Raw genomic sequence first — 26,211 nt, 5'->3', positions numbered from 1 at the left:
GATTTAAGTTTAACATTATCTTTTCTTCTCTTTTTCATACAATACAAATCCGTCTCCTCGTCTGTGGTAAGATACCGGGGAACTGTTGGATATAATATTCAATAAAAGTTCGATTGATTCATTATGTATGGAGAAGGTAAAACTATATTTGTCAGCCAGTTCATCCGGACATTCGATATGGATGCCGTACCAGCTTTCCAGACGGGGAAGGAGCATCGCCAGCTTTTCATTTTTAAAACTGGGCTTTCCCCCACGGTACCAGGCAGAATACTGGCTGGCATTTACTTTCTCGATCTCTGCTTTTCCATTCAGTTCGTAAGCCAGCTTCTCGTCCGGGAAAACCAGATAGACATCCCCTTCTCCTTCGGTTCTCTTGGTACTCACTTCCACAGCTCCATCCGAAAGGATCATCTCAGTATAAGAAGTCGAGTCGACACTGAACACTTCAAAAGAAGTTCCCAGCGCTTTTATATCCATACTTTTTGTTTTCACGATAAAAGGATGTTCCGTATCGTGATGTACTTTAAAGAAAGCCTGCCCCGAAAGATATATTTCTCTGTTTTTCCCTGAGAAATGCTCCGGATAAGTCAACTTACTCCCGGCATTCAATGAAACATGACTACCGTCGGGTAAATAAAACGACTCCATCGACTGACGTCCGGCATTCACCACATACACGATCTGCGAATCAGGTTCATTCGGTCCGGCCAACCAGTACCCCACAGAAAGAAGTAATGCCAGTGAAGCGGCAATACCATATCGTCCCCAACGTTCGGTAAACGATTTATGCCCGTGTATCTTTTTCGTGATACGATCTAATACGCGGTCTTTAGCCTTCGAATCAAGGACTGAATCATTTTGGCTATCGTCCCATTGGCTTTTAAGATGGCGCACTACTATATCTTGTTCGGAAACGTTCTTTCTCTCCTCCCCGGTCATGCGCCCGGACAGAACTTTCTTTAATATTTCCTCTTCATTCATCATTCGTAATTCTCTTTTTAAGCGATTCTACATTATAAATACTCCGATTCTTTCCCTATCCCCCAGAAGAATTCGATTTTTTTTTTTCATATTCTTTCCGGAGCATTCGTTTAAAAAACGATACTTGATTATTGTTAATTCTTTTATATATTTGCAATCAACATGTACTAAACGAAGATATATTGGAAGATAAAGCACTGATAATTGCACTAAAAAATGGGGACGAAGAGGCATTTACCTCCTTGTACCATAGGTATTGCAATAAAGTGTATAAATTCTGCAGTCTTTATTTTACAAATAATTCTTCTGCAGAAGAGGTAGTGCAGGAGGTCTTTATTAAGTTGTGGGATATTCGCAGCTACGTAAATGAAAACGAGAATCTGGAAGGTTTATTATTTATCATTACCCGCAACATGGTCTTTGATAATACCCGGAAAAACTTCAACGAGTCATTTTACCATATCTCGATCCTGGCAGCCTACGACAAAGCCTATGATATAGAAGAAGAGTTGCATGCCAAAGATTTGAAAGTATATATCGACCGGCTGGTAAACGAACTGACTCCCCGCCAAAAGGAAATATTCTGTATGAGCCGGTACGAACATCTAAGCTATAAAGAGATTGCCGAAAAGTTAAATATCACACCGAAAACCGTTGAACGGCATATCAACGATGCATTGAAATATCTGAAGAAAAACATCTATTTCCTGCATCTGTTCCTTTCTATTTAATAACAGCCTTCACCTTTCACATTCGAATAACACCCAAAGGAACAACACCTTATGGTGAAACGTCTGGTTTCACATTTACAAAGTGAAGGTAAAAAAGACCGGACTTTTGAAATGTTAAGACCGGACTTTTGTATTCAAAAGACATGACTTTTAAAGACAAAACACCTATCTTTTTGAGCGATATCTACCCGTACATCAACGGACAGGCAGCCATAAAAAATAGGTAGGCAGCCATTTCCCAAAAGGCCGGCAGCTATTTGAAAAAAGCCTTACGGTTTCCGGGCGAAAACCGCAAGGCTTTTTCTACGAAAGAGTACGTTTCACAACAACTTTATGATATACAAGCATTTGGAAGCCGTGAAAGGTGAAAGCTATTTGTTCGATCTTTATGTGTATGATCTAATACTATCAGTTTTTCTTTACTATTTCCTTCAATTGTTCCGGTTTGTCGGTCGTAATGAAATCTACATTTTGTTCGATCATCGACTGCATCACCACCGGATCATCCACAGTCCAGACATTGACGGTCAACCCGGCATTTTTTGCCTCCTGAATCCATCCGGGATTTTTCTCGAATACCTTATAATGATAATCCAGACCGGTAAATCCTAAAACTTTCAGATCGGCCGGCGAAACCTCACCACGCAGGTAAGCCACCTGTGCAGCCGGAGCACGACGGATCAACTCCTTACAGATATTCATGCTGAAAGAGATATATTCCACCTGGTCTTCCAGTTGATATTTTTGTACCAGGGCCAGGATAGCCGTTACCGCCCGGTCTTCATTGACAACTCTTTTGTGAGGCTTTATTTCAAGGATCAGTTGCGTACCTTTATTCTGCTTGCCTTGTTTCAGGTAGTCTTCCAGAGTAGGAAGTGTTTCCCCGTTCTTCAGTTTCAGATCTTTTATCTCTTCATACAGAGAGGTTTCGATACAGAATCCCTGGATGCTGTCGTCATGGTTGACAACAGGTATACCGTCTGCTGTGATCGAAACATCGAACTCCGACCCATAAGCACCTACTTCGTGTGCCTTATTCAACGCCGTGATAGAATTTTGCGCAGAACCTTCACAGTCCCAATAGCCGCGATGGGCGATTACTTTCGTCTGGGAAAAAGCGCTGCTTCCGCAAAGAAAAGCGGTAAGCAGCATCGATAAGATTACTCTTTTCTTCATTGTTTTATCTTTTATGTATTAGAATCCGTAACGAAGACCAATCTGTACCTGATAAGGATTACCATTCAGATTAGAAACACCGGTATTTGCATTTACATTGTAAACATACTGCTTTTGTTCGGAATCAAAGCTTTTGATCGAATAAATATTTTGTTTACCTAAGTTATGCCCGGAACCCCAATTCTTACTGAACAGGTTGGCTACGTTAAAGATATCGACAGACAATTCGATATTTTGTGTCTTATAAATCTTGAATTTCTTTGCGATACGCAGGTCGAACGTTCCGTAGAAGCCGTTTACGCCACCGTTGCGCTCAGCTACTTTACCGAAACTTTTACGGATATACTTTTTGGTACTTTCTTCCACATCCGGGTTATCGAGTATAGACTGGATACCTTCACGCAGATATTGAGGAGTTGCGGCATCGTTCGGATCATAGATGTAAGCCAGGTCGTTGGAAGAGACAAAGTCGCCATTCACATTCCCGTTCACAGCCAGTGAATAACGTGTTCCTCCCAGTCCGGAAAAACGCAGACCGACGCTTACTCCCCAGAAAGTAGGTGCCGTACCATAAAATACAACTTTATGACGGAACTGATTATCCGAATAACTCATTCTGCTCAGGTCGCGGGGATCGTCGACAACCATCTTAGATAGGGTTGCCGAGTTAGCCACGTTACCATTATATGAAGTATTGTCTCTGGTATCATTCCATGTATAACTGAAAGCGATCTCCCCGTCATTCAGATAACGCCAGGTACCGTCGACAACGAATGCGAACTGGTTCACCTTTCCTTCACTGTTCAGTTCAAGTACACGGCCTATCTTATCCGTCTTACGTCCCTGCGTCCAGTCGGCCGCACCGTTTGTCGGGTTGATACTTTCGGCAGGAACATATACGCCACGGTTTCCTTCGGCAGCCAGGCGGAAAAACGGTTCGTCTGCCATATTCCGGTCTACGTACATATAATTATTACGCCCCAGAGTCATGAAACCGCTTACGCCCATTTTCAGGCGATCCGTAAAGAAGTGGGTGTAAGAAAAGTTTGCTTTATAGACAACCGGAACTTTCGCATCAGCCCCGTTCATATTGATAGTGGCTAACTTGGGAATATTCGGATTATTAAACAGGTCGGCACCGGGAGCCGTAGACGGGTCTTTGCGATAAGATTCGAAATCGGGAGTCGGAACCAGATCACCGGTCAGATCGACCGACAGCACTTTGGTTCCATCGAATACCATATTATTGATCATCGCATAGTTATTGATATCCGAAGCGAAGATACCACCACCGAGGCGGATAATATCGGTATGCTTTTCGTTTACATCCCAGGTGAATTGCAAACGGGGCTGAACCTGGAAAGTAGTCAGGCCATTGTCCGTACGCAGACTTAATTCATCATACACGGTCTGGTTGAAATTTCCTTTATTGAAGTAATTGGCGTTATCGATACGAAGTCCCGCCGTCATTTCAAATCCGGGGAAGAGCTTCGTCTGCAACTGGCCATACACTCCGGTATTCAGGATATTCTGTTTTACACGCTGGTCGGGGTCGAGATATACCTCACGTACATAACGATAAGGTTTCAGGTCATTGAAATTATCCATTCCGGTGAAATAAAAGCGACCGTTTGCTTCACTGCCATAACGGGAGTCCATATTGGTGTACATCAGATCGGCACCGAATGTGAAGTTGATCTTATTGGTGGTATAGTATAAGTTATCTACCAGGTGCAATACATTATTATAGAAGTTCTCCGGTGAATAACGCTGTCCGCCCAGCTGGATAGTCGTATAAACATCCTTGTTGTCTACCGTCGACTGTACCCGCTCCACGATGGCACGGGGGATATTTGCGGAAGGCAATTGCTTATTCGGCGTACTCTCTTCCGAAGTGTATAGATGCTGTAACTTCAACTCGTTGGTGATACGCGGTCCCAGTACGGAACGCAAAGTAGCCAGGATACTGTTATCGATAGAATGTACATCACCATATACTTCATACAGGTTGATAGAACTGTTATCACCCAATGCCTGTTTGTTACGGTCGTTCACATAGTTGTCGCGGATGGTCAATAAGTTGGTTGCATTCAACTGCCAGTCGATACGGGCGAATACGGCATCGGTAGCCTGCTTCTTATCGAAAGAGCCGAATTGGGGCGAATTGGCTACTCCATATTTATTACGGGCGATTTCCAGATACTGATCCAACGTCGATTGCGTCACGTTGTAACGCTTTTCATCGGCAGCACTTTTGATATCGGCAATCTGCAACGGGCGGGAATCGGCCTGATGGTCCCAGGCCAGGAAGAAATGGGCGCGATTCTTAATGATCGGACCACCCAACGTAGCACCATACTGATAGGTAGAGAAGCTGGCATCACGGTCATTTCCGCGGATATCATAAGGGCTTGAAAGCCAGTCGGCACGTCCGTACACAAAGGCACTTCCGGTCAGGGTGTTCGTTCCCGATTTGGTCACCGTACTGACGGCACCACCTCCACTGCGTCCGTAAGTTACATCATATTGATTGGTTACTACTTCAAACTCACGGACTGCTTCCATTGAGATAGCATAAGGTCCGCCATTACGGTTCGTCGTTCCGCCCGAAGTCGGATTCTTTGCCGACATACCGTCGATCGTGAAATTAGTGGAAGAAGCTAACTGGCCGGAGAGGCTGCTTCCCGTACTCAGCGGGGAAAGGTCAACCAACGAGGTAAAGTTACGCCCGTTCACCGGCAGCTTGGCAATATCTTTTGCCGTAACGGAAGTAGCTGCACCGATCTTCGGTACCGTATTCTTTAATGAGTTGGCCACTATTTCGACCGCTTCGATCTCGATCGATGCCTCCTGCATCTTAAAGTCCACGCGAAGCATATCGCCCTGGTTCAGCGAATAACCGGTTTTCTTCTGTTCGCCATAACCGATAAAAGAGGCAGTCACCGTATAAGGCGATCCGAGCGGCAACTGCTTGATGATATATTCCCCTTTCTCATTCGTCATAGAACCGGTGAAAAAGCCGGTCGACTCATTTTTCACCTGAATGGTAGCACCGATAATTGTTTCGCCAAACTCATCAACTACCGTTCCGGTAATAATGGCCTGAGTACTCCCCTGTGCATTCACTGCACCGGAAAAACAACAAAATAATACCAGTAATGCAACTAACTTAGTAAATAACTTCATAAGTAATTGTTCTTTTAATTTGTTTCCATATAGTTTGATGCCGCAAAAGTAGAGCTGCGGTATTGGTTTCAGTCTTCCAGGGTCTTGATTATCGAAGAGGCTATCTTCGACGTACTTTTACGGCTGATCTTACGCACCTTGTCCGGATTCTCCAGGTTCATGCAGGTGAAGTAATTATTTCCGCGGTATATTTCCTTCTTGTCTTTATCGAATAAGGTATAGCTTACTATATGGAACAAGGTACGGAGAGGTTGTTCCTGCCATTTCAGGTAATGTTGGTTCAAGACCAGCAGATAATCGGCTCCGGCATTATTCAATACCTTCTGTAACTCTTCGGTCGGGACAGACGAGAGGTCGGAATAACTGTCTTCGCTTTCACCGTTCACCTTGATCTCGTTCAATACCTGTCCGTTCACCAGGTTTTCTGTTGCCGGAATAAACCGGCAACCACCGTCCTTCACTGCTGCTGCGATATTCTCTGCAATAATACTATTATATTCCCGGTCGATATGATCTGCCTGCATACCGGTTTCTTCAGCAATCATTCCGTTATAGAAATAATTGGATTTCACATTATCATGTAAGCCGACAATAAGGATCTGCTTCGCATGATAATCACCATTTTCTTCCTTTTTACTTCCTTTAGCCGAAACAGTCACTGAAATACCCAGCGCAAACAACAGCATGATAATAACCTGAACATTGAATAACTTTCTCATAACTCTTTTCATTCTTGATTTTGGTCACAAAAGTAAAGCCGCCGGATTGCGGCTTTGTTACAAACAGATAAAGTTCTTATTTCAGACTAAAAGACCAACCGAGATTGATTTTTATCACGCCATTATTGGATGTATTTTTTCATATCAATATTTATATATACCTATACATATGATTTCAACGGATCAAAAGTTGCAGCGGAGTATTAAAATAAAAAGGAAGAAATTACAGTAAACGATAATAACCATAGTCCTGCACGAACTAAGCGGAATAAAATCAGACTGAGAAAAACACAGTGCAAAAATAGTAAAAAAGGAATACAAAATGATAAAATATCATTTTATTATTATAATACTTGCAAGGTTTATAAAATACTTTTTCACACAGCAATCAGCTAAACGACATTTTTTAAGGATTACCACCGCTTACAAGCTCACATCATCTCTCCCCCAAAACAGCTACAAGAAGCTCATTCGATACAAAAGTAAACAGTTCGTGCAGGACTACGTCATATATTTCAATGAAAGAGCACAAGTAAATATAATTCTAATATCTAATAATGAGGCCTATGATGTAAAAAAAGTGTCGTTTACCCGAATACGTATCAAATACGTAATTTTTATCAATTCAATTTATTAAATCTAACTAGTATTAATTAAATTATGAAGAAAGCAATTAAATCGATTCCTTTCAGAGATACAGTCTATGTATCCACATTCTGCCTGTTACTCTCTGCTTTTCCGGCAAATGCAACAGACACAAACAGCTATAAATTAGAAGACATACCTGTATCAAACACTGTACAACAAAGCAGGGCTATTACCGGTAAAGTCATTGATACCAATGGTATTCCCATTATCGGGGCAAATGTCGTGATTAAAGGCACAACCAATGGAAATATCACAGATATGGACGGAAAGTTCACGCTTGAGAATGTTCCAGAAAACACTATTTTACAAATCTCTTATATCGGTTATAAAACCCAGGAAGTTGCTGTACGGAATAAGTCAAAATTCGAGATTACATTGGAAGAAGATGCCGAGAACTTACAGGAAGTAGTCGTTGTCGGTTATGGTAGTACGGTGAAAAAAGACCTGACAACTGCCGTGACAAGTGTAAAAAGTAAAGACTTCCTGCAAGGGGCTTCCAATAGTCCGTTACAGATGATCGACGGTAAAGTAGCCGGTGTATCCGTATCCAATACGGCAGCCGCCGACCCGAATGCCAGTCCGAGCATCCAGGTACGCGGAGCCTCTTCTTTGAAAGCCGGAAACGGTCCGTTGATCGTTATCGACGGGATGCCGGGTGGTGATCTGCGGAATCTTGCCCAGCAGGACATCGAATCTATTACCGTATTGAAGGATGGTTCCGCCGCTGCTATCTACGGCTCCCGCGGAGCAAACGGAGTTATCCTTGTTCAGACAAAGCAGGGAAAAGCCGGTAAAGTATCCATCACATACGATGGTTATGCCGAACATGACTTCGTTGCTGCACGACCGGAAATACTGAGCCCGGAAGAGTTTGTGGCCAACAATATCGGAAAGGATTACGGTTCCCGTACGAATTGGTACGACGAGTTGCTCAACAAAAACAACTTCGGACAGAACCACAATCTGGCCCTCTCCGGTGGTAGCGAATCCAGCATCTTCCGTATCTCGGCAAACTACCGTTCGAAAGAGGGGCTCGACATCGCAACAGACCGTAAAGAATATGGTTTACGTGCCAGCTTCAAACAAATCACTTTAGAAGGTTTATTGGAAGTGACAGGAAACATATCCTATCGTTATGCCGATGAAGATTACACCGATTACGGAAGTTTCAAACAGGCAGTCGAACTGAACCCGACCTATTCGAAGGATGAAATGGATGCATTCCGGAATAACTTCGATAGTTACAACCCGATCTTCAACCTGACAAGACGTGAAAACGGAGCTACACAGGAATACCTGACTACCGACTTCAACATCAAACTCAACATCCTGAAGAACCTGAATACCGAATTAAAACTCGGCCGCCAGGGACATGACAAGAAGCAACGCGAGTATTATTTCAAAGACCATCGCGAGTCGATCAATAACAGCCGTAACGGACGTGCCCGCCTGGAAAACGAGAAATGGGTGGACTATACGTTAGAATGGTTAGGCAATTATTCGCTGGATATAGATCGGCACCACCTGAAAGTGATGGGCGGTTACTCCTATCAGGAATTCAACTGGGAAAAGTTCAATGCCGAAAACATGAACTTCCCGACAGACGCTTTCTTGTACAACAACCTGGGAGCCGGCGACTACAACAAGGCCGACGGACGTCTGGGCATGGAATCCGATAAAAACAAAGAAAAAACGATCGCCTTCCTGGGACGCGTCAACTATGATTTCGATAATACTTTCCTGTTCACGGGTTCTATCCGTTACGAAGGAAATACCAAATTCGGTACGGATCATAAATGGGGTGCTTTCCCTGCCGCTTCTGCCGCATGGCGTGTTTCCCGTCTTTCCTTCTTTGAAGACTCCCAGACTGTGAATGACCTGAAACTCCGTTTCTCTTACGGACAGACCGGACGTTCGGGCTTTGATAAATATATCTCCCTTGCGAAATATACCGGCTACGGATGGATGCCGAACAGTGAAGGTAAATGGGTTCAGGTGTACGGCCCGGGAAACAACCCGAACAAAGACCTGTCCTGGGAAAAACAAATATCCTACAACCTGGGTATCGATTATACCTTGTTCAATTCCCGCCTATCCGGTAGTTTAGACCTTTTCATCCGCGAAGGGAAAGATGTAATCGGTGAATATCAGGTTCCGGTTCCTCCCTATTTGCACGAAAAGATCATGACTAATGTAGGTACAACCAATTCCAAAGGTTTTGAATTGCAGGTAAACTGGGATGCCGTACAAAACGACAAGTTTACCTATTCAACAAATCTTACGCTTGCCTATACCAAATCGAAGCTGAAATCATTCTCTAACGAGAAATATGAGTTGGGTTATATGGAAGGCGACGGTCTGCCTTCACCCGGAAATCCCGGCCCGTGTCAGCGTTTGCAGGATGGTATTGAAATCGGTTCATTCTACGGATACCGCTACGCAGGTGTCGATGAAGATGGGAATATTATGGTTTTCAAAGATGGTATCAAAGGAGGCGAAACCGTACGGGGACGTGACGCCAGCGAAGCGGACAGAACCTATATCGGTAACGGTACGCCCAAATGGGAAATGGCCTGGGGAAACACATTTACTTATAAGGGTTTCGACCTGTCCCTTTATTTCCGCGGACGTTTCGATTACCAGATCCTGAATCAATACCAGATGTATTATGGATTGCAAGGGGTAACAGGTATTAACAAGCTGACATCCGCCTATAAGGAAAATGCCCATATCAAAGGAGAAAAGATCATGTGCGACTACTTCCTCGAAAACGGTAATTACCTGAAACTGGATAACATCACGCTGGGATGGACACCTAAACTGAATACGAAATGGATCTCCAACCTGCGTATTTATGCAACCATGAAGAACGTGTTCACCATCACGAAGTATTCAGGCGGTATGGACCCGTCAAGTGTCGACGTCACTGGCTTATGGGCCGGTAGAGGCAGTATGGACTTATATCCGACAGCCCGCAACGTATCATTCGGTGTTCAAATCAGTTACTAAACTAAAAGTATATACAATATGAAAAATATAAAATCACTTTGTGCAGTCAGCCTGATGGCTACAACCATGGCTTTCACTTCCTGTACGGATCTGACGGAAGAGCCATTCAATATATTGACAAGCGACAACTACTTCACAGACAAGGCGTCTGTCGAAGCAACCGTACTCCGTCCCTACGAACATGCCCAATGGTGTGGCTGGGACGGCGACCGCTGGCAGTTGCAGGAACTTACCGGCGACCATTTCGTATGGACACAGAAAGGGCGCCACGGCTACGACGACGGACAATGGGTCCGCCTGCACGAGCATAAATGGAATTACGATATGAACCAGATCAACGGAGGTTGGGTCGGTCCGTATCAGGGCATCCAACAGATCAATTCACTCCTTCGCGACTTCAACGTCCTGGACTTTCAAGCCATGGGGATCACGGATGAAGAGAAAAACAATTACATCGGCGAATTACGTACTTTACGTGCCTGGTTCTATATCTTCCTGATCGACTTCTACCGGAATGTGCCTATCTTCACGGAAAAGGATGCACCGGACGAACTGCTCGCCCAGGCTACACCCGAAGAAGTATTCAGCTATATCGAAAGCGAACTGAAAGATGTATTGCCTCAACTGAAAAAAGAGAATATCGTCGGTCGTTTCACCCAGGCTCCTGCCGCGGCATTGCTGGCCCGTATCTATTTCAATTCGCAGGTGTGGCTCAACGTCGACCGCTCGGCCGACTGTAAGACATTCTGCGAAGATATCATTGCCGGTAAATACGGGGAATATCATATCAACCAGAATGATTACCGCGATCCGTTCCGCTCCGGCATCAAAGGATACAGGTCGCCTGAACTGTTGTTCGAATTCCCTCACAAACGCAATGTGTACCAGTTCGGCGGTTTCCATGATTCTTTCCTGCATTATACTTCCGGCCAGGCTTTGGGTAATCCCGACGGTGGCAACAATGGTATTCACATGACACCTTCACGGGATTTCGATGGCAACGTGTATAGTTTCGCCAGCCAGCTGGGAACCCCGTATGAAAAGTATGCAGACTGCGATTACCGTAAACAACCGTTCCAGATCACCAGTGCCAACGGCGATTACGAAGGTTTCTTTATGATCGGAACCCAGTATAAGTTCGACTATACCAAAGGATACGGCTATACGAACGAGACAGTAAAAGGAACAGAAGAATACAAAGGTGAACCGTTGATCTACGTAGACCAAGTAGGACGTTTCTCCGAAGGTCTCAATACAGCTAAAGAAAAAGGTTCGCGCGTCACGACAGGGGAAGAGAACTCGGGGGTTCGCTTCAACAAGTTCCCCTACTTGCAGGAAGGTGACGGATTGTATATGTGCCAGTCTGCTCCGGAAATCCGTCTGGCTGAAATCTATTACATGTTGGCTGAGATCAATTACAGAAGCGGCAATAAGACAAAAGCGGCCGAACTGCTCGACTTCGTACGCGTCAGAAACTATCCGGCAGACGAGTGGAGCAAATACAGCTATACACAGAACCCGGCTCTATTGACCGATCAGGAGTTTGTAGACGAATGGGGACGTGAGTTTATCGGCGAACGCCGTCGCCGTTCGGATCTGATCCGTTGGGGACGCTTCGGTAATGCCTGGTGGGACAAAGATGTGGATCCGTCAGATAAGGAATACACAATCTTCCCGATCCCCAAACGTCAGCTGGATGCCAATCCGTTGTTAAAGCAAACAACTAAAGGTTGGTAATCACCTTCTATAAAACTACTATGAATAAGTGGCCGCATTAACTAACAATTTCGCACTTAATAATAATATTTCCAGGCTACTTATTCATAGAAAAAAGGTTGCAATGTTCAGAACATTGCAACCTTTACTTTTATAAAGATGTATCTCTTTTTCTTACTTCTTGTTTTCTTCAATCCACTTGCGTGCATTTACGAAACCTTCGATCCACGGAGTTACTTCGTCATCTTTACGGTCAGCTGGATAATAACCGCACTGCCATGGGAACAAAGCACGTTCCAGGTGAGGCATCATAGCCATGTGACGTCCGTCGTGTGAGCAGACACCGGCAACCGACCAAGGCGAACCGTTCGGGTTGGCAGGATAGCCTTCGTAGTTGTATTTAAGAGCAATATGATATTCTTTCTCTTCGTACGGGAAGCTGAACTTTCCTTCTCCGTGTGTGATCCAGATACCCAGTTTCTGTCCGCTCATCGGGCCGAACATCACTGAATGGTTCTTCGGAATCTCTACAGAGATAAAGTTAGACTCCAGTTTGTGAGAGTCGTTATGCAACATCTTATGTTTCTTTTCGTGTTCCGGATAAACCACACCCAGTTCAGCCATCAGCTGACAACCGTTACAGATACCCAGACTCAACGTATCAGGGCGTGCATAGAAGTTATCCAATGCTTTCTTTGCCTTTTCGTTATACAAGAAACCACCGGCCCATCCTTTGGCTGAACCCAGTACGTCGGAGTTGGAGAAACCACCGCAGAATACGATCATATTCACATCTTCCAGTGTTTCGCGTCCCGAAGCCAGGTCGGTCATGTGAACGTCTTTCACGTCGAAACCGGCCAGATACAATGCGTAAGAGGTTTCACGTTCGCACTGGCAACCCTTTTCACGGATCACGGCAGCACGGATACCGCTCTTACCTTTGCGATCTGGAGTCAGACCGTAGTCAGCCAGCTTACCGGTGAAGTTCTTGCCGTATTTGAATTCCAGCGGCTGCATCTTATAGTTTTCGAAACGGTTACCTGCGCATACGCTACCGCTCTGCTTGATATCCAGCTTGTAAGACGATTCGTACCATACGTCACGCATATAGTCGATACCGAAGTGATACTGAACACCATCTTTTTCCACCAGGACATGACGTTCGGCAGTCGGTTTGGCAATGATAGCGAAACCGACACCGGCTTCTTCCATCAGCTTTTCGAAAGTTTTCTTGTCCTTCACCTGTACCAGGATACCCGGGTTTTCAGCGAACAGGATCTTCACGATGTCTGTTTCAGACAATTTATCCAGATTCACTTCCAGACCGCCTTCTACGTTTGCGAAACACATTTCAAGCATGGTAGTAATCATACCACCGGCAGAAATATCGTGTCCGGCAAGGATCAGACCTTTCTCGATCGCATCCTGTACGGCATTGAACGCATCTGCGAAATATTCGCTATCCTTCACGGTCGGCACTTCATTACCCAGCTTGTTCAAAGCCTGTGCAAAAGCAGAACCACCCAACTTCATCGTATCGAACGAAAAGTCTATATAATATATGTAAGAATTCTTTTCGTGAGCCAGTACCGGAGAAACGATCTTGCGGATATCGCTTACCTCAGCACCTGCCGAAATAATTACCGTACCCGGAGCGATCACCTTATCGTCGCCATACTTCTGTGTCATCGACAGAGAGTCTTTACCTGTCGGGATATTGATACCCAGTTCGCAGGCAAAATCAGAAGCAGCCTGAACAGCCGTGTACAGACGAGCATCTTCTCCTTCGTTGCGGCACGGCCACATCCAGTTGGCACTCAGAGAAACACCGGTCAACTTATCTGCCAGCGGAGCGAATACGATATTCGTCAACGACTCAGCGATAGCCATCACCGAACCGGCAGCCGGATCGACCATTGCTACCTGCGGAGCATGACCGATGGAAGTAGCTATACCAGCCTTTCCGCGGTAATCCAATGCTACGGCACCCAGGTCGCTCAACGGCAACTGCAATTCACCCTGGCACTGCTGACGGGCGATCTTTCCTGTTACGGAACGGTCCACTTTGTTCGTCAACCAGTCTTTACATGCAACAGCTTCGAGCTGAAGTACGTTTTCCAGGTAATGATGTATTTCCGAATCTTTGTAAACCACCGGAGCATAAGTTTCGCTCACTGTATGGTCTGTCATGATCGTTCTAGGCGGTTTACCGAACATGTATTCCAGCTTGATGTCGATCGGTTTTACACCGTCGGCCTGCTCGAATACGAATTTCATATCATTGGTCGTTTCACCTACCACATACATCGGAGAACGTTCGCGATCGGCAATGCGGCGTACGCGGGCAACGTCTTCTTCCTTCATCAATAAGCCCATACGTTCCTGGCTCTCGTTTCCTACGATTTCCTTGGCAGAAAGCGTCGGGTCGCCAACAGGCAACTGGCTCATATCGATATGTCCGCCGGTAGCTTCCACCAACTCAGACAGACAGTTCAGGTGACCGCCTGCACCGTGGTCGTGGATAGAGATCACCGGATTGTTGTCAGACTCGGCAATCGCACGGATCACGTTCGATACACGTTTCTGCATTTCCGGGTTGGCACGCTGTACAGCGTTCAGCTCGATACCGCTGGTGTACTGTCCTGTATTTACAGAAGATACGGCACCACCACCCATACCGATACGGTAGTTATCACCACCCAGCAGTACGACCTTTTCACCCGGTTGAGGATCACCCTTCAAAGCATCGCGCATATTGGCATAACCAACACCGCCTGCCAGCATGATCACTTTATCGTAAGCATATTTTTTATTGTTCTCTTCATGTTCGAAAGTCAGCACCGAACCGCAGATCAGCGGCTGACCGAACTTGTTACCGAAGTCGGAAGCACCGTTGGAAGCCTTGATAAGGATCTGCTCCGGTGTCTGGTACAACCAGGGACGCGGGTCCAGGATCTTTTCCCATTCACGGGCACCTTCCGTACGTGGATAAGCAGTCATGTAAACGGCTGTACCTGCGATAGGCAACGAAGCCTTACCTCCGCCCAGACGGTCACGGATCTCACCACCCGAACCGGTAGCAGCACCGTTGAACGGCTCAACCGTTGTCGGGAAGTTATGTGTTTCAGCTTTCAGGGAGATAACCGATTTAATTTCTTTTGTTTCATAGAAATCAGGCTGATCGCCGCTTGCCGGAGCAAACTGTTCGATCACCGGACCTTCGTTGAAAGCCACATTATCTTTATAAGCAGAAACCAGTTTGTTCGGGTTTTCTGCCGATGTTTTCTTGATCAGGTTAAAGAGAGAGCTTTCTTTCTCTTCTCCGTCGATAACGAATGTACCGCCGAAGATTTTGTGACGGCAGTGTTCCGAGTTTACCTGTGCAAAACCGTACACTTCGCTGTCGGTCAGTTTACGTTCCAGCTTCTGGCTTACTTCGTTCAGGTAAGACACCTCTTCAGCACTCAGCGCCAGCCCTTCCTGTTGGTTGTAAGCAGCAATATCCTCGATATAAACAATCGGATCCGGTTGTTTACTGATCGTGAAGATATCCTGGTTCAGTCCGTTATAAATGCGTTGCAGCATCGGGTCGTGGTCTGCCTCACCGGAAGATACAGGGAAGTATTCTTCGATACGTGAGATACCGCTCAATCCCATGTTCTGGGTGATTTCCACGGCATTAGTACTCCACGGGGTGATCATTTCCCGGCGGGGACCAACATACCAGCCATCCAATGTTTCCGATTGAACGGGAGTTGCTTCACTAAACAACCAAACGAGCTTTTGAACATCTTCAGGAGAGAAAGCATGTGCCGCCTCAACAGCCAGCACCGTCTTTGTTGGAGATTGAAAGAATAGAATCATATCGTCGATTTATTAAGATATTCCAATAACAGACTGCAAAGATAGTAAATATGTGGCAGATAAGAATATCCATCTTTACATTTTAGATTTAAAACCTTATCTTGCATAATCTTTTTCTGTTTCATGCTAGTGAAACACTTGTTCCACCTAAGTGAAACACTTGTTCCACCTAAGTGAAACAGTTGTTTCATTAGGGTGAAACACTTTTGGGGTTATATACTTTTACCACTCATATTGCTCGACATATTCATCGAATACGGGAGTATCCTGAATACCTCTCTGGATAAATAACTGACGGACATACTCCTGCTGTTCGGGAGTAAAGAGACGTTCTTTACGCCAAAGCCGGTAAAAATGCGTTCGTCCGAAATAGGTTAACATCTGCTGTTTGATCACTACCGCATCGTTGTGTGGTATATAAGCCAGTAAATTTGTCATTCCCCGGGCAAATTGTTGTAACTGATCAGCTTTAAAGAAAGAGCAGTCTCCATTAGCCGGATTCGTATAGGCAGGAGTAACGATAGTAACAGTCTTACGCTCAGCCGGAATATGTTGCATAGCCTTATAACGAAGACACTCATCAGCTCGTTTGCATCGACTGTTCATGCAGTGGGCGAATTTATACGGCAGTAAATCGTAATCAAAATCTTTATTCATAATGTATATTGTTTTAACAAAACTACATTTTATTATCCAATTGCAAAACAATCGCATCACAAATATACGATAAGCAACTAATCTATTGCCGATAATTACCAGTTTACATTACCGACAACCATCGACAATAGGTTAGTAAGACAGAAAAAGATATATACATCAGGATATATTTTTCTCTGCAATCTTCTTTTCAACCTCTTTGATTTGCTTATCATAATAGTCAGCCATGCTATTAATCAAGCGCCCGGATTGAGACAAAAAAGCAACGCATTCCATAAGCTCGGCACCAAGCCGATAATTCTTACTCCGAACGTTTTTTCTTTCTTCGCATTGCAGGTAGCTGGCGAAAAAAAGAACGGTTCCGCCTTTCCCGTTGCTATACACCTCAAGGGCAGTGGGCACATTAATGCACCACACGGGGGTACGAAACCGTATATGATGGCAGCAGACATAAGATATGCCTGCTGCTTCAAAGTCGGAAGGTTCCTTCCCTTGAGTTATGTATAGCGTTGCAAAGATACTATTATTTTAATATACTGCCGCGATTTAGTCTTATAAATAAGGTTTCCATGCGCTACATGAAAACGGCAGGGCGCCAACTTGCCAGAGATAAGATAGTAGTTTTATAATTTTTTTTCCTTTTAATAATAAACGATCTTTATCTTTGCAACTGAATAAGGAGATAATAAATCTATCTATTAATGGATTTCACCACCGAAAAGGGATACATAGAAGCAGTCAGCAGGGGCGATGAACAGGCATTCGAGTCATTGTTCCTACACTACTTTCCACGAATTAAAGGATTCATTAGCGGAATCCTGCAAAACGAGGAAGAGGCTGAAGATATTTCCCAGGATATATTCGTATCCATGTGGCAGAACAGGGAACGGCTCACGAATATCGAGAACCTGAATGCATACTTATTCCGTATAGCGAAGAATACAGTCTTCCGCCATATCGAACGCTCTCTATTATTCAAAGATTACCTGCAACAAACAGAACATGCCGCATTTGTTTCCGGCGAAAATGACAGCATAGAGGAAGAACTATACGCCAAAGAACTGGAATTCCTGATTTCAGTCGCTGTTGAAAAGATGCCGCCTCAACGAAAACAAATCTACCGGATGAGCCGTGTGGACGGACTATCCAACGATGAGATCGCAACACGCCTATCCATCAGCAAGCGGACTGTTGAAAATCACCTGACACTAGCACTAGCCGATATCCGCAAAATCATAGGCTTCTTCATCCTTGCTTTCCTCTGATCCCCGACGAACACAGGAAGATTAAAATTATTTTTGAAAAAAATTCATTTTCGACTGTGTGTACTTCGCGCCTCACGTATCTTATATACAAAACAGGAAATATACACACATGTCAAAAACATATAAAATACTACATAATCTGGTCAACCATACATTTGATCCCGAACTCCGGAACAATATATGGAAATGGCTGATCACTCCTTCCAAACAAAAGGAAAAAGAGGAGGTTCTTTTTTCTCTTTGGAACGAATACCCGTTGGCGGCAGACCAGAGCACCTACCAATCATTTAAGGAAACGCGGAGGAAAATTAAAAACGCCCGGCAGGAAAAGCGCCTGCACAGGATAACCAGAACGATAGCACGGGCAGCGGCCATCCTGATCATACCTTTGTTATCGATTGTCGGTTCTTATTTATACATACAGAAATACACTACCGAAACGGAGTTGGTACAATGCTTCGTTCCGGATGGAGAAAAAAAGGAATTGATATTACCAGATGGCTCCAAGGCAAACGTCAATTCTGGTAGTATCCTTATATATCCTAAGAAATTTAAGGGGAACACACGCTCTATCTATTTATCGGGAGAGGCAAACTTTACTGTCCAAAAAGACAAAGAACATCCCTTTATAGTAAAAACCAACTACATAAAGGTGCAGGCACTCGGAACGAAATTCAATGTACAGGCTTATATCGAAAGCGATAAGATCATTACAACGCTTGAAAACGGAGCTGTGAAAGTAGATAAAACAACAGAAGATGAAAACTTCTTTATCTTATCCCCCAACGAACAGTTGGAATATAACTATCGAACCGGGGCATTTGAGAAAAGAATGATCAACGCAGCCAATTATTCCGGTTGGACTAAAGGAGAACTGAACTTTATGAACCAGCCGCTGAAAGAAATACTGGCTACTTTACAACGGGAATATGCTGTGCAGTTTGTAATAAACGCACGCTTGTTCACCCCGGATCTATACACAATAAAGTTTCGCGGACATGAAGATATAGATACGGTGATGAAGATCCTGACACTGACTGCCGGCGGATTGACTTATCAGATAGAAGACAATATAATTACGATTCATTCACTCAAAAAGAAAGGAGCTAAATAACAGAAAAAAGGGACCGGAGAAAATTGCGACACCTTTTCCGGACCCCCGAAATCAACAAACAACATTCATCGATCTTAGAAATCTTAAATTTAGTATTCATTGATTTAATTGACAAAAATATGAAAATAAACTATCAGGAGAGCATATATCCGCTCTTAAAATTACGTAAATTGTTAATCTTTATGCTATTGTGCCTATTTACCATCAACATAGGCTGGGCGCAAGGCCAACGAATATCAATTGCTGCAAAAAACAAGACATTACTGACGGCATTCGAGGAAATTGAAAAGCAGACAGGGCTTAGCATTGCTTACAATCAAACGAAACTGAATATCAACAAGAAAGTAGATAAGAACTTTGATAATGAAAATCTATCTTCTATTTTCACTGATTTACTTCAGGACAGTGGGTTCTCTTTCCGGTTCGAGGACAAGCATATCATTATCGTCCCCGTTGAACAACCCCAAAAACAATCATCCGGCAATAGTCCTAAAAAGATAACAGGAACGATTGTCGACGGAAGCGGCTTGCCGATCATCGGGGCAAATGTTGTAGTGGAAGGTACTTCCTCAGGAACAATTACCGATCTGGATGGTCACTTCTCCTTAGATGTTCCGGCAGACAGCAAATTACAGATTTCCTACATCGGTTATCTGTCAAAAACGATTACCATTAACAACAACACGGTCTACAATATCCAACTGACTGAAGACACACAAACTCTTGACGAAGTTGTAGTTGTAGGATACGGTACGGAAAAGAGGGTTAATGTGATCGGTTCGATCGCCCAGGTAAGCAGTGAGAAGCTAGCCAACCGCTCTACCCCGATGTTGTCGAATGCATTGGCGGGACAAATGGCAGGAGTCACCGTTATCCAACGTTCGGGACGACCGGGTAACAGCAGCGGGCAAATACGTATCAGAGGGGTTGCTTCTTTCAGTAATGATGAAAACAATACCGCGAAAGCAGACGCTTTGGTTCTGATCGATGGTATTCCGGGCGATCTGAATGATATCAATTCGGAAGATGTAGAAAGCATTTCTGTCCTAAAAGATGCATCCACAGCCGCTATTTATGGAGCCCGGGCAGCCAACGGTGTTATTTTAGTCACGACCAAGACCGGAAAAGAAGGGAAAATATCGATTAGCTATAACGGGTATGTCGGAATGAACAAAGCAACCGCATTACCTAAATTCGTGAACTCCTGGGAATATGCTTCATTATTAAACGAAGCTGACGGCAAAGAGTATTATACACAGGCTGAAATACAAAAATTCAGAGACGGCAGCGATCCGGATAATTATGCCAATGCCAATTATCTGGATGAGGTGTTCAGCAGAAACGGTATACAGACCGGTCATGACCTGACACTAAACGGAGGAACTTCCAGCAACCGGTACATGCTATCGTTCGGTTATCTTCATCAGGACGGTCTGATCAAGAAAAATAATTATGAACGATACAATACCCGCTTAAACCTGATCACGGATATTCTTCCTAACCTAACCATCACGACCCGGTTAGCAGGAACCTATGCAACCCGCAACGAACCGACAGGAAAAATGTTGGATATTGTATCCAGCGCCGTTCGTATGCCGGGGTTATGGCCTACATTCCTTTCAAACGGAGAACTGGGCTTAGGAGGTAAATCAGAAGGAACGCCGCCAAGTGTATTATACAGCAATTCATTCTTTGAAGAGCCCGATTTCAAGGTAAATGCACAAATAAGAGTCGATTACAGTCCGATCAAAAACCTGAAGTTATCTGCCATCGGCGGTTTTAACTACAAGAATCTGGAACAACGGACTTATAATGCGACCCGCCAGTTGGCCAACCAGACAATCGGCCCGTCTACCTTAAAGCACGAAATGCGGAAAACGATCTACAAAACATTTCAGGCCACTGCCGATTACAGTAAACAGATAGACAAACATAGCCTGGGCGTACTTATCGGTTACTCCTGGGAAGAAGAAGCCTATCGGACATTAATCGGAGAACGCGATAAATTCCCCGGAAACGATCTACCTTATCTGAATGCCGGTTCACCGGATAATCAAAAAAGTTCAGGCGGTGGCAACGACTGGGCGATCCAATCTTTATTCGGAAGACTGCGCTACAACTTCGATGAGAGGTATTTACTGGAGTCTACCATCAGATACGACGGTTCTTCCCGTTTTCCCAAAGATAACAAGTATGGTTTCTTCCCTTCTGTTGCCGCAGGTTGGAGAATATCGGAAGAGTCGTTCTTCAAGGAAAACGAAGATCTGGACTGGATCAATAATTTAAAGCTAAAAGCATCATGGGGTATATTGGGTAACCAGAATATCGGAAACTATCCTTACCAAACCGTATTTGAACTGGGACAGAACTATCCTTTCGGAGACAATTACGCTCTGGGGGCGGCTGTAACGACAGCCACCGACCCTACGATCAAATGGGAAGAGACACAGACTGTGGATGCCGGTTTCGAAAGTGTATTCTGGAACGGACAATTAAGTTTCAATGCCAGCTATTTCTATCGCAAGACTTATGATATTCTGTATAAGCCCAGCGGTAGCATATCCAGCGTATTAGGACAAAAGATCTCAGAGATGAACACCGGTAAGCTGAAAAATACAGGTTGGGAGTTTGAGATCGGACACCGTAATCAAATAGGTGAATTATCTTACAACATCAATGGAAATTTCAGTATCATCAATAACAAGGTAATGAGTTTAGGTGTCGGCAATGTAGAACAGCTGAATGGCATGGTCGGTAATGGTAGCAATCTATTCATTAACTATCCGATAGATATGTATTACGGTTATAAAACCGATGGAGTCTTCCTGACGGATAAAGAAGTCGGTGAATGGGCAGACCAGACAAAAGTCAATCCGAATTCGCAGGCCGGCGACATCCGCTTTAAAGATATCAGCGGGCCGGACGGTAAACCCGACGGAGTGGTCGATCCGAATTACGACCGTGTATATCTGGGTTCCCGTATTCCCAAATATACATTCGGACTGAACTTGGGAGCCGAATATAAAGGATTTGACATACAGGTTCAACTGCAAGGTGTAGCCGGTGTAAAAGGGTTGCTTTCCGGTTTCTCAGGCTGGGCGCTCTGCGGAGAAGGGAATATCCAACGCTGGCAGGCAGACGGCCGCTTCGATCCGGCCAACCCGCAACGGTATCCGGACTATCCTCGTTTACAGTCTGTCAGAAACGTACAGGAACAGAACATGGAAGTATCCGACTTCTGGCTGCTCGACGCATCCTATCTCCGTCTGAAAACAGTACAGGTAGGCTATACGCTTCCCGGATCTATTCTGAAAAAGGCCGGCATATCCAGATTACGTCTATATGTTACAGCCGAAAATCCATGTACCTGGAATAAATATAGGGAAGGATGGGATCCTGAAATCAATACAGAAGGGAACTATTACCCGATCCTTGCGACCTACACATTTGGTATTAACCTCAAATTCTAACAAAGATGAAACGTAGTAGATTTATCATATATTATATCATTTCAGCTATCCTACTGAACACCTCCTGCGATTTGGAACGCACACCGCTGGATCAGTTCTCCGAAGAAACTTTCTGGAGCAGTGAAGAAAATGCCCTGATTGCATTAACCGGTATTTATAAAGGTAACATCACTTTCAATGCGAACGAGATGAACCCTATGGACTGGTGGTCTTACGGAGGATTAATATTCCTTGAATTTGCATCCGACAATGCATATGACCGTAGAGGAACGAATTCCAATTTCATGAAAATGGTCAATGGTTCTCTACTTCCCAACAATTCATTTATAGCCTCCTATTGGTCTAACTCATATACCAAGATAGCCCGTTGCAACCGTTTTCTGGAAGGGATCGATAAAGTTCCGGCCAGTGAGGAAGTCGTAAATCGCTTCAAGGCAGAAGCACGCTTTTTGAGAGCTGTGCAATACTTCTATCTGGCACAATATTTCCAGGATGTGCCTTTGGTAACTAAAGTACTGACCAAGGATGAAGCAAATGTCGTTACAAAACAGACTAAAGCTGAAATCGTTGCCTTTATTACCCGGGAGTTAACAGAAAGTATTCCTGATCTTCCACACTGGAAAGATCTGCAGGCTTCTGAAACCGGCCGGGCTTCCCAACAGGCGGCTTATGCATTCCTGGGTAGAACGCTTTTGGCAGACAAACAATATAAAGAAGCCGCAGCCGCCTTCGAGCAAATCATTAACATAGGAGAGAATATTATCGAAGCAGATTATCAATCGGTATTCTATCCTGCAAATAAAAACAGCGCAGAGATTATTATCGGAATGCAGTACCTGACCGATATGGCAGGTTGCGGTATATGCCAGCATGCATATCCGGTGAAAGACAGAGGATGGTGTCTGATCAATCCCCTGGGAAGTTTATTCGAAGCTTATCAGTTCAAGGACGGTACGCCTTTCAGCTACGATAGTCCTTTGTACAATCCTAAAAATCTGGGCGAGAACAGAGATCCCCGCCTGGACTATACGATCTTCTACGACGGTGCGACATTCAAGGGAAGCACATACATCTCACATCCCGACTCGGACAGTCCCGACAAAACACAGGGAGGACAAACGACCCAGACCGGATTTATGATGAGAAAGTACTTTGATGAAACCTATAACGGAAATATCGGGACATACGGCCCTAATATTCCTGTTATCCGTTATGCTGAAGTATTGCTAAGTTATCTGGAAGCGAAACTGGAAGGAGGAGAAACGATTACAACGGAACTTCTCGACAAAACAATCAATGCAGTCAGACAACGTGCATCCGTCAATATGCCTCCGATCACGGAAACAAATGCAGATAAACTGCGTCCCCTTTTACGCAACGAACGTCGCGTGGAATTGGCGATGGAAGGCGTTCGTTACTGGGATCTGCTTCGTTGGGGCGTTGCGCATGAAGTTCTTCAAGGTAAATTCTACGGAGCCCCATTCCCCGGTGCCCAAAAAGTGGACGGGGATGGATCTCAGGATCCTTATGGCCGCTGGTATGTAAATAAATGGAATTTCCGTCAACAAGACTATAAATGGCCGATTCCACAATCGGAACAGGATATCAATCCTAATCTGAGATAATTAATCAAACAAAACCGGAGAAAAGTTCGGGGAATTCCCCCTTTCTCCGGTTTTCAAATTAAAACACGCTATATGAATTACTTATATCTATTATCTTTATTCTTTTTTTTTGGTGCATGTACTTCCGGCACTCCTCTTCAAAAACAAGAAGGAAAATCCTTCTCCGTACCCGCTAATGCATCCCGGGAAGATGTCATCAAACTGGCAACCGAAGTCCGTCCCTCTTACCGCCAACTGGATTACCAGCAGCGGGAAATGTTAGGTTTCATCCATATCGGGATGAACACTTTCACCGGAGCGGAATGGGGAACAGGAAAAGAAGATCCTTCTATCTTCAATCCGGATCAACTGGATGCAGAGGAATGGGTTAAGACATTCAAAGAAGCAGGGATCACCGGCGTTATCCTGGTTACTAAACATCATGACGGTTTTTGTGTATGGCCCAGTAAATACACCGACCATACTGTAGCCCATTCTCCCTGGCGCAACGGACAAGGAGATATGGTAAAAGAAGTGGCCGACGCCTGTAAAAAATATGATATGAAACTCTGCCTCTACCTCTCCCCCTGGGATATGCATGAAGATACTTATGGTACAGAGGCATACAATGATTATTATATCCATCAGCTGGAAGAATTGTTAACGAATTATGGCCCCATCTATCTTCTCTGGTTCGATGGCGCCGGCGTAAACAGCAAAACCAGCGGTAAAGAAATGAATTTTGCCTGGGAACGTATCTTTAAAAGAGCGCGCGAACTTCAGCCGGATGTATTGTTATCCGGTGCAGCACCTGACATACGCTGGGTAGGCAACGAAGCCGGACAGGGACGCGAAACGGAATGGAGCATTCAGGGGATCGACGATGAAAATGTATTGTTCGGCGGAGAGATCAAAGGGCACGCTTCCACGGCCAAAAACCTGGGGAGTATAGATGAATTAATGAATAAAAAACGACTGGTATGGTATCCCTCGCGGGGAGGCTTACCTCTGCGTAAAGGTTGGTTCTATAACTCGAACGATGACCAAACAACCAAATCACTGGAGTATCTCGTAAACAGCTATTTCTCTACCGTTGGTCAAAACTCCAACCTCCTACCTAACCTCTCACCGGATAAAACAGGCCGCATCCCCCGAAAAGATGCAACACGGCTGATCGACTTCGGTAAAATAATTGCAGCCATGAAGCAGACGGACTATGCGTTGGGGGCTAAAACCGTTCCTGTCTCAGGTTGGGATAACTCTTCAGATAAAAACGTCTTGACCGACAATGATCCTTTTACCTCCTGGCAAACACCGGACGGAGTAACACAAGCCGAAGTCAGGATCGAACTGAAAGTTGCCGCCCCGATCAATGTCATCAAACTACAGGAGAACATCCGTGATTACGGGCAAAGAGTAGAGTCTTTTGCCATAGATGCTTTGATCGAAGGAGAATGGAAGGAAGTTGCAACCAGTACAACCATCGGTTTCCGCAAAATGATCCGGCTGAAAGAACCGGTCGAAACCGATCAGTTCCGTATTCGTATCCTAAATAGCAGAGTATCTGTTTCTTTAAGTAACATATCCATGTATTATCTGGCTCCCATTCCGAAAGAAACGGAAAGAATAAATGACCGGAAAGCGTTGACAGACAACAATTGGATCATTAGCTCTTCCGGCATCTATGTACAGGATACGCCTCTGCAATATCTGGTAGACAATAATGAGTCCGCTTGTTTCAAAGGAATCATACGAAAACTTCCGGCCAAATTTCTTTTTAATTTCAATAACCAGGAATATATACTGAAAGGCTTCTCATATCTCCCTGATAAAACTGAACATGCAGGACACATCGAGGAGTATGCCCTCTACTTCAGTAATGACGGGCAAAACTGGGGAAAACCCGTTATACAGGGACGTTTCGGAAACATCGTTAACAATCCGGTAGAACAGTTTATTCCTTTTGATGGACACAAAACGAAATTCGTAAAAATGGAAATACTAAAAGTGACTTCCGATACCATTTCGATTCCCGGGCTTATATTTTATCAATAAAAGCATTGCTACCGCG

The 26,211-nt window shown here is 44.5% G+C and carries 14 protein-coding genes; 8 read left to right on the top strand and 6 right to left on the bottom strand.

The window, feature by feature from the left end; genetic code table 11:
• Positions 1-15: 15 nt before the first annotated feature.
• Positions 16-984 (bottom strand): FecR family protein, encoded by a 969-nt coding sequence (locus M1P97_RS14520; RefSeq protein WP_249389458.1) that lies wholly within the window; start codon positions 982-984, stop codon positions 16-18.
• 179 nt (positions 985-1,163) lie between these two features.
• On the opposite strand from M1P97_RS14520, the gene M1P97_RS14515 reads away from it, so the two are divergent.
• Complete coding sequence (locus tag M1P97_RS14515; RefSeq protein WP_195372482.1) at positions 1,164-1,712, top strand: RNA polymerase sigma factor; 549 nt, start codon at positions 1,164-1,166, stop codon at positions 1,710-1,712.
• Between the two features lie 408 nt (positions 1,713-2,120).
• Here the strand turns inward: M1P97_RS14515 and M1P97_RS14510 are convergent, their stop codons facing one another.
• The 3 genes from M1P97_RS14510 to M1P97_RS14500 all read right to left on the bottom strand — a co-directional run bounded on the left by M1P97_RS14510 (position 2,121) and on the right by M1P97_RS14500 (position 6,793).
• A complete protein-coding gene (locus M1P97_RS14510; RefSeq protein WP_195372481.1) occupies positions 2,121-2,888 on the bottom strand; it encodes a glycerophosphodiester phosphodiesterase in 768 nt (255 codons plus the stop codon).
• An 18-nt stretch (positions 2,889-2,906) separates the two neighbouring features.
• On the bottom strand, positions 2,907-6,074 hold the full coding sequence (locus M1P97_RS14505) for a TonB-dependent receptor (protein ID WP_195372480.1): 3,168 nt from the start codon (positions 6,072-6,074) through the stop codon (positions 2,907-2,909).
• 68 nt (positions 6,075-6,142) lie between these two features.
• Entirely contained in the window at positions 6,143-6,793 is a 651-nt protein-coding gene (locus tag M1P97_RS14500) for a hypothetical protein (protein ID WP_195372479.1), read from the bottom strand.
• A 660-nt stretch (positions 6,794-7,453) separates the two neighbouring features.
• On the opposite strand from M1P97_RS14500, the gene M1P97_RS14495 reads away from it, so the two are divergent.
• Positions 7,454-10,450, top strand: a complete 2,997-nt coding sequence (locus M1P97_RS14495) for a SusC/RagA family TonB-linked outer membrane protein (protein WP_195372478.1) — start codon at positions 7,454-7,456, stop codon at positions 10,448-10,450.
• Between the two features lie 18 nt (positions 10,451-10,468).
• Positions 10,469-12,187 carry a RagB/SusD family nutrient uptake outer membrane protein gene (locus M1P97_RS14490; RefSeq protein ID WP_249389457.1) on the top strand — a complete coding sequence of 573 codons (1,719 nt, stop codon included), beginning with the start codon at positions 10,469-10,471 and terminating at the stop codon, positions 12,185-12,187.
• Positions 12,188-12,340: 153 nt separating this feature from the next.
• Here the strand turns inward: M1P97_RS14490 and purL are convergent, their stop codons facing one another.
• Positions 12,341-16,030 carry a phosphoribosylformylglycinamidine synthase gene (gene purL, locus M1P97_RS14485; RefSeq protein WP_195372476.1) on the bottom strand — a complete coding sequence of 1,230 codons (3,690 nt, stop codon included), beginning with the start codon at positions 16,028-16,030 and terminating at the stop codon, positions 12,341-12,343.
• A 222-nt stretch (positions 16,031-16,252) separates the two neighbouring features.
• A complete protein-coding gene (locus M1P97_RS14480; RefSeq protein WP_195372472.1) occupies positions 16,253-16,687 on the bottom strand; it encodes a DUF6078 family protein in 435 nt (144 codons plus the stop codon).
• A gap of 701 nt (positions 16,688-17,388) precedes the next feature.
• On the opposite strand from M1P97_RS14480, the gene M1P97_RS14475 reads away from it, so the two are divergent.
• The 5 genes from M1P97_RS14475 to M1P97_RS14455 all read left to right on the top strand — a co-directional run bounded on the left by M1P97_RS14475 (position 17,389) and on the right by M1P97_RS14455 (position 26,195).
• Entirely contained in the window at positions 17,389-17,952 is a 564-nt protein-coding gene (locus tag M1P97_RS14475) for an RNA polymerase sigma-70 factor (RefSeq protein WP_249389456.1), read from the top strand.
• A 109-nt stretch (positions 17,953-18,061) separates the two neighbouring features.
• Positions 18,062-19,066: a FecR family protein gene (locus M1P97_RS14470; protein ID WP_249389455.1), complete on the top strand. Its 1,005-nt coding sequence runs from the start codon at positions 18,062-18,064 to the stop codon at positions 19,064-19,066.
• A gap of 182 nt (positions 19,067-19,248) precedes the next feature.
• On the top strand, positions 19,249-22,536 hold the full coding sequence (locus M1P97_RS14465) for a TonB-dependent receptor (protein ID WP_249389454.1): 3,288 nt from the start codon (positions 19,249-19,251) through the stop codon (positions 22,534-22,536).
• 5 nt (positions 22,537-22,541) lie between these two features.
• Complete coding sequence (locus M1P97_RS14460; RefSeq protein ID WP_249389453.1) at positions 22,542-24,161, top strand: RagB/SusD family nutrient uptake outer membrane protein; 1,620 nt, start codon at positions 22,542-22,544, stop codon at positions 24,159-24,161.
• A gap of 72 nt (positions 24,162-24,233) precedes the next feature.
• The gene (locus tag M1P97_RS14455; protein ID WP_249389452.1) at positions 24,234-26,195 is read left to right on the top strand and encodes an alpha-L-fucosidase; all 1,962 of its coding nucleotides are present in this window, start codon (positions 24,234-24,236) and stop codon (positions 26,193-26,195) included.
• The last annotated feature ends 16 nt before the right edge of the window (positions 26,196-26,211 follow it).

This window comes from Parabacteroides leei (genome assembly GCF_023369805.1).
Classification (GTDB): Bacteria; Bacteroidota; Bacteroidia; order Bacteroidales; family Tannerellaceae; genus Parabacteroides; species Parabacteroides leei.
Note: the sequence above shows the minus strand (reverse complement) of the source record. Positions and strands in the feature narration are given on the sequence as shown.

Bases quoted from the DNA above. Each gene is read 5' to 3' on its own strand.
- M1P97_RS14520 (WP_249389458.1), bottom strand. From the start codon at position 984: ATGATGAATGAAGAGGAAATATTAAAGAAAGTTCTGTCCGGGCGCATG.
- M1P97_RS14510 (WP_195372481.1), bottom strand. From the start codon at position 2,888: ATGAAGAAAAGAGTAATCTTATCGATGCTGCTTACCGCTTTTCTTTGC.
- M1P97_RS14505 (WP_195372480.1), bottom strand. From the start codon at position 6,074: ATGAAGTTATTTACTAAGTTAGTTGCATTACTGGTATTATTTTGTTGT.
- M1P97_RS14500 (WP_195372479.1), bottom strand. From the start codon at position 6,793: ATGAGAAAGTTATTCAATGTTCAGGTTATTATCATGCTGTTGTTTGCG.
- M1P97_RS14495 (WP_195372478.1), top strand. From the start codon at position 7,454: ATGAAGAAAGCAATTAAATCGATTCCTTTCAGAGATACAGTCTATGTA.
- M1P97_RS14490 (WP_249389457.1), top strand. From the start codon at position 10,469: ATGAAAAATATAAAATCACTTTGTGCAGTCAGCCTGATGGCTACAACC.
- purL (WP_195372476.1), bottom strand. From the start codon at position 16,030: ATGATTCTATTCTTTCAATCTCCAACAAAGACGGTGCTGGCTGTTGAG.
- M1P97_RS14480 (WP_195372472.1), bottom strand. From the start codon at position 16,687: ATGAATAAAGATTTTGATTACGATTTACTGCCGTATAAATTCGCCCAC.
- M1P97_RS14475 (WP_249389456.1), top strand. From the start codon at position 17,389: ATGGATTTCACCACCGAAAAGGGATACATAGAAGCAGTCAGCAGGGGC.
- M1P97_RS14470 (WP_249389455.1), top strand. From the start codon at position 18,062: ATGTCAAAAACATATAAAATACTACATAATCTGGTCAACCATACATTT.
- M1P97_RS14465 (WP_249389454.1), top strand. From the start codon at position 19,249: ATGCTATTGTGCCTATTTACCATCAACATAGGCTGGGCGCAAGGCCAA.
- M1P97_RS14460 (WP_249389453.1), top strand. From the start codon at position 22,542: ATGAAACGTAGTAGATTTATCATATATTATATCATTTCAGCTATCCTA.
- M1P97_RS14455 (WP_249389452.1), top strand. From the start codon at position 24,234: ATGAATTACTTATATCTATTATCTTTATTCTTTTTTTTTGGTGCATGT.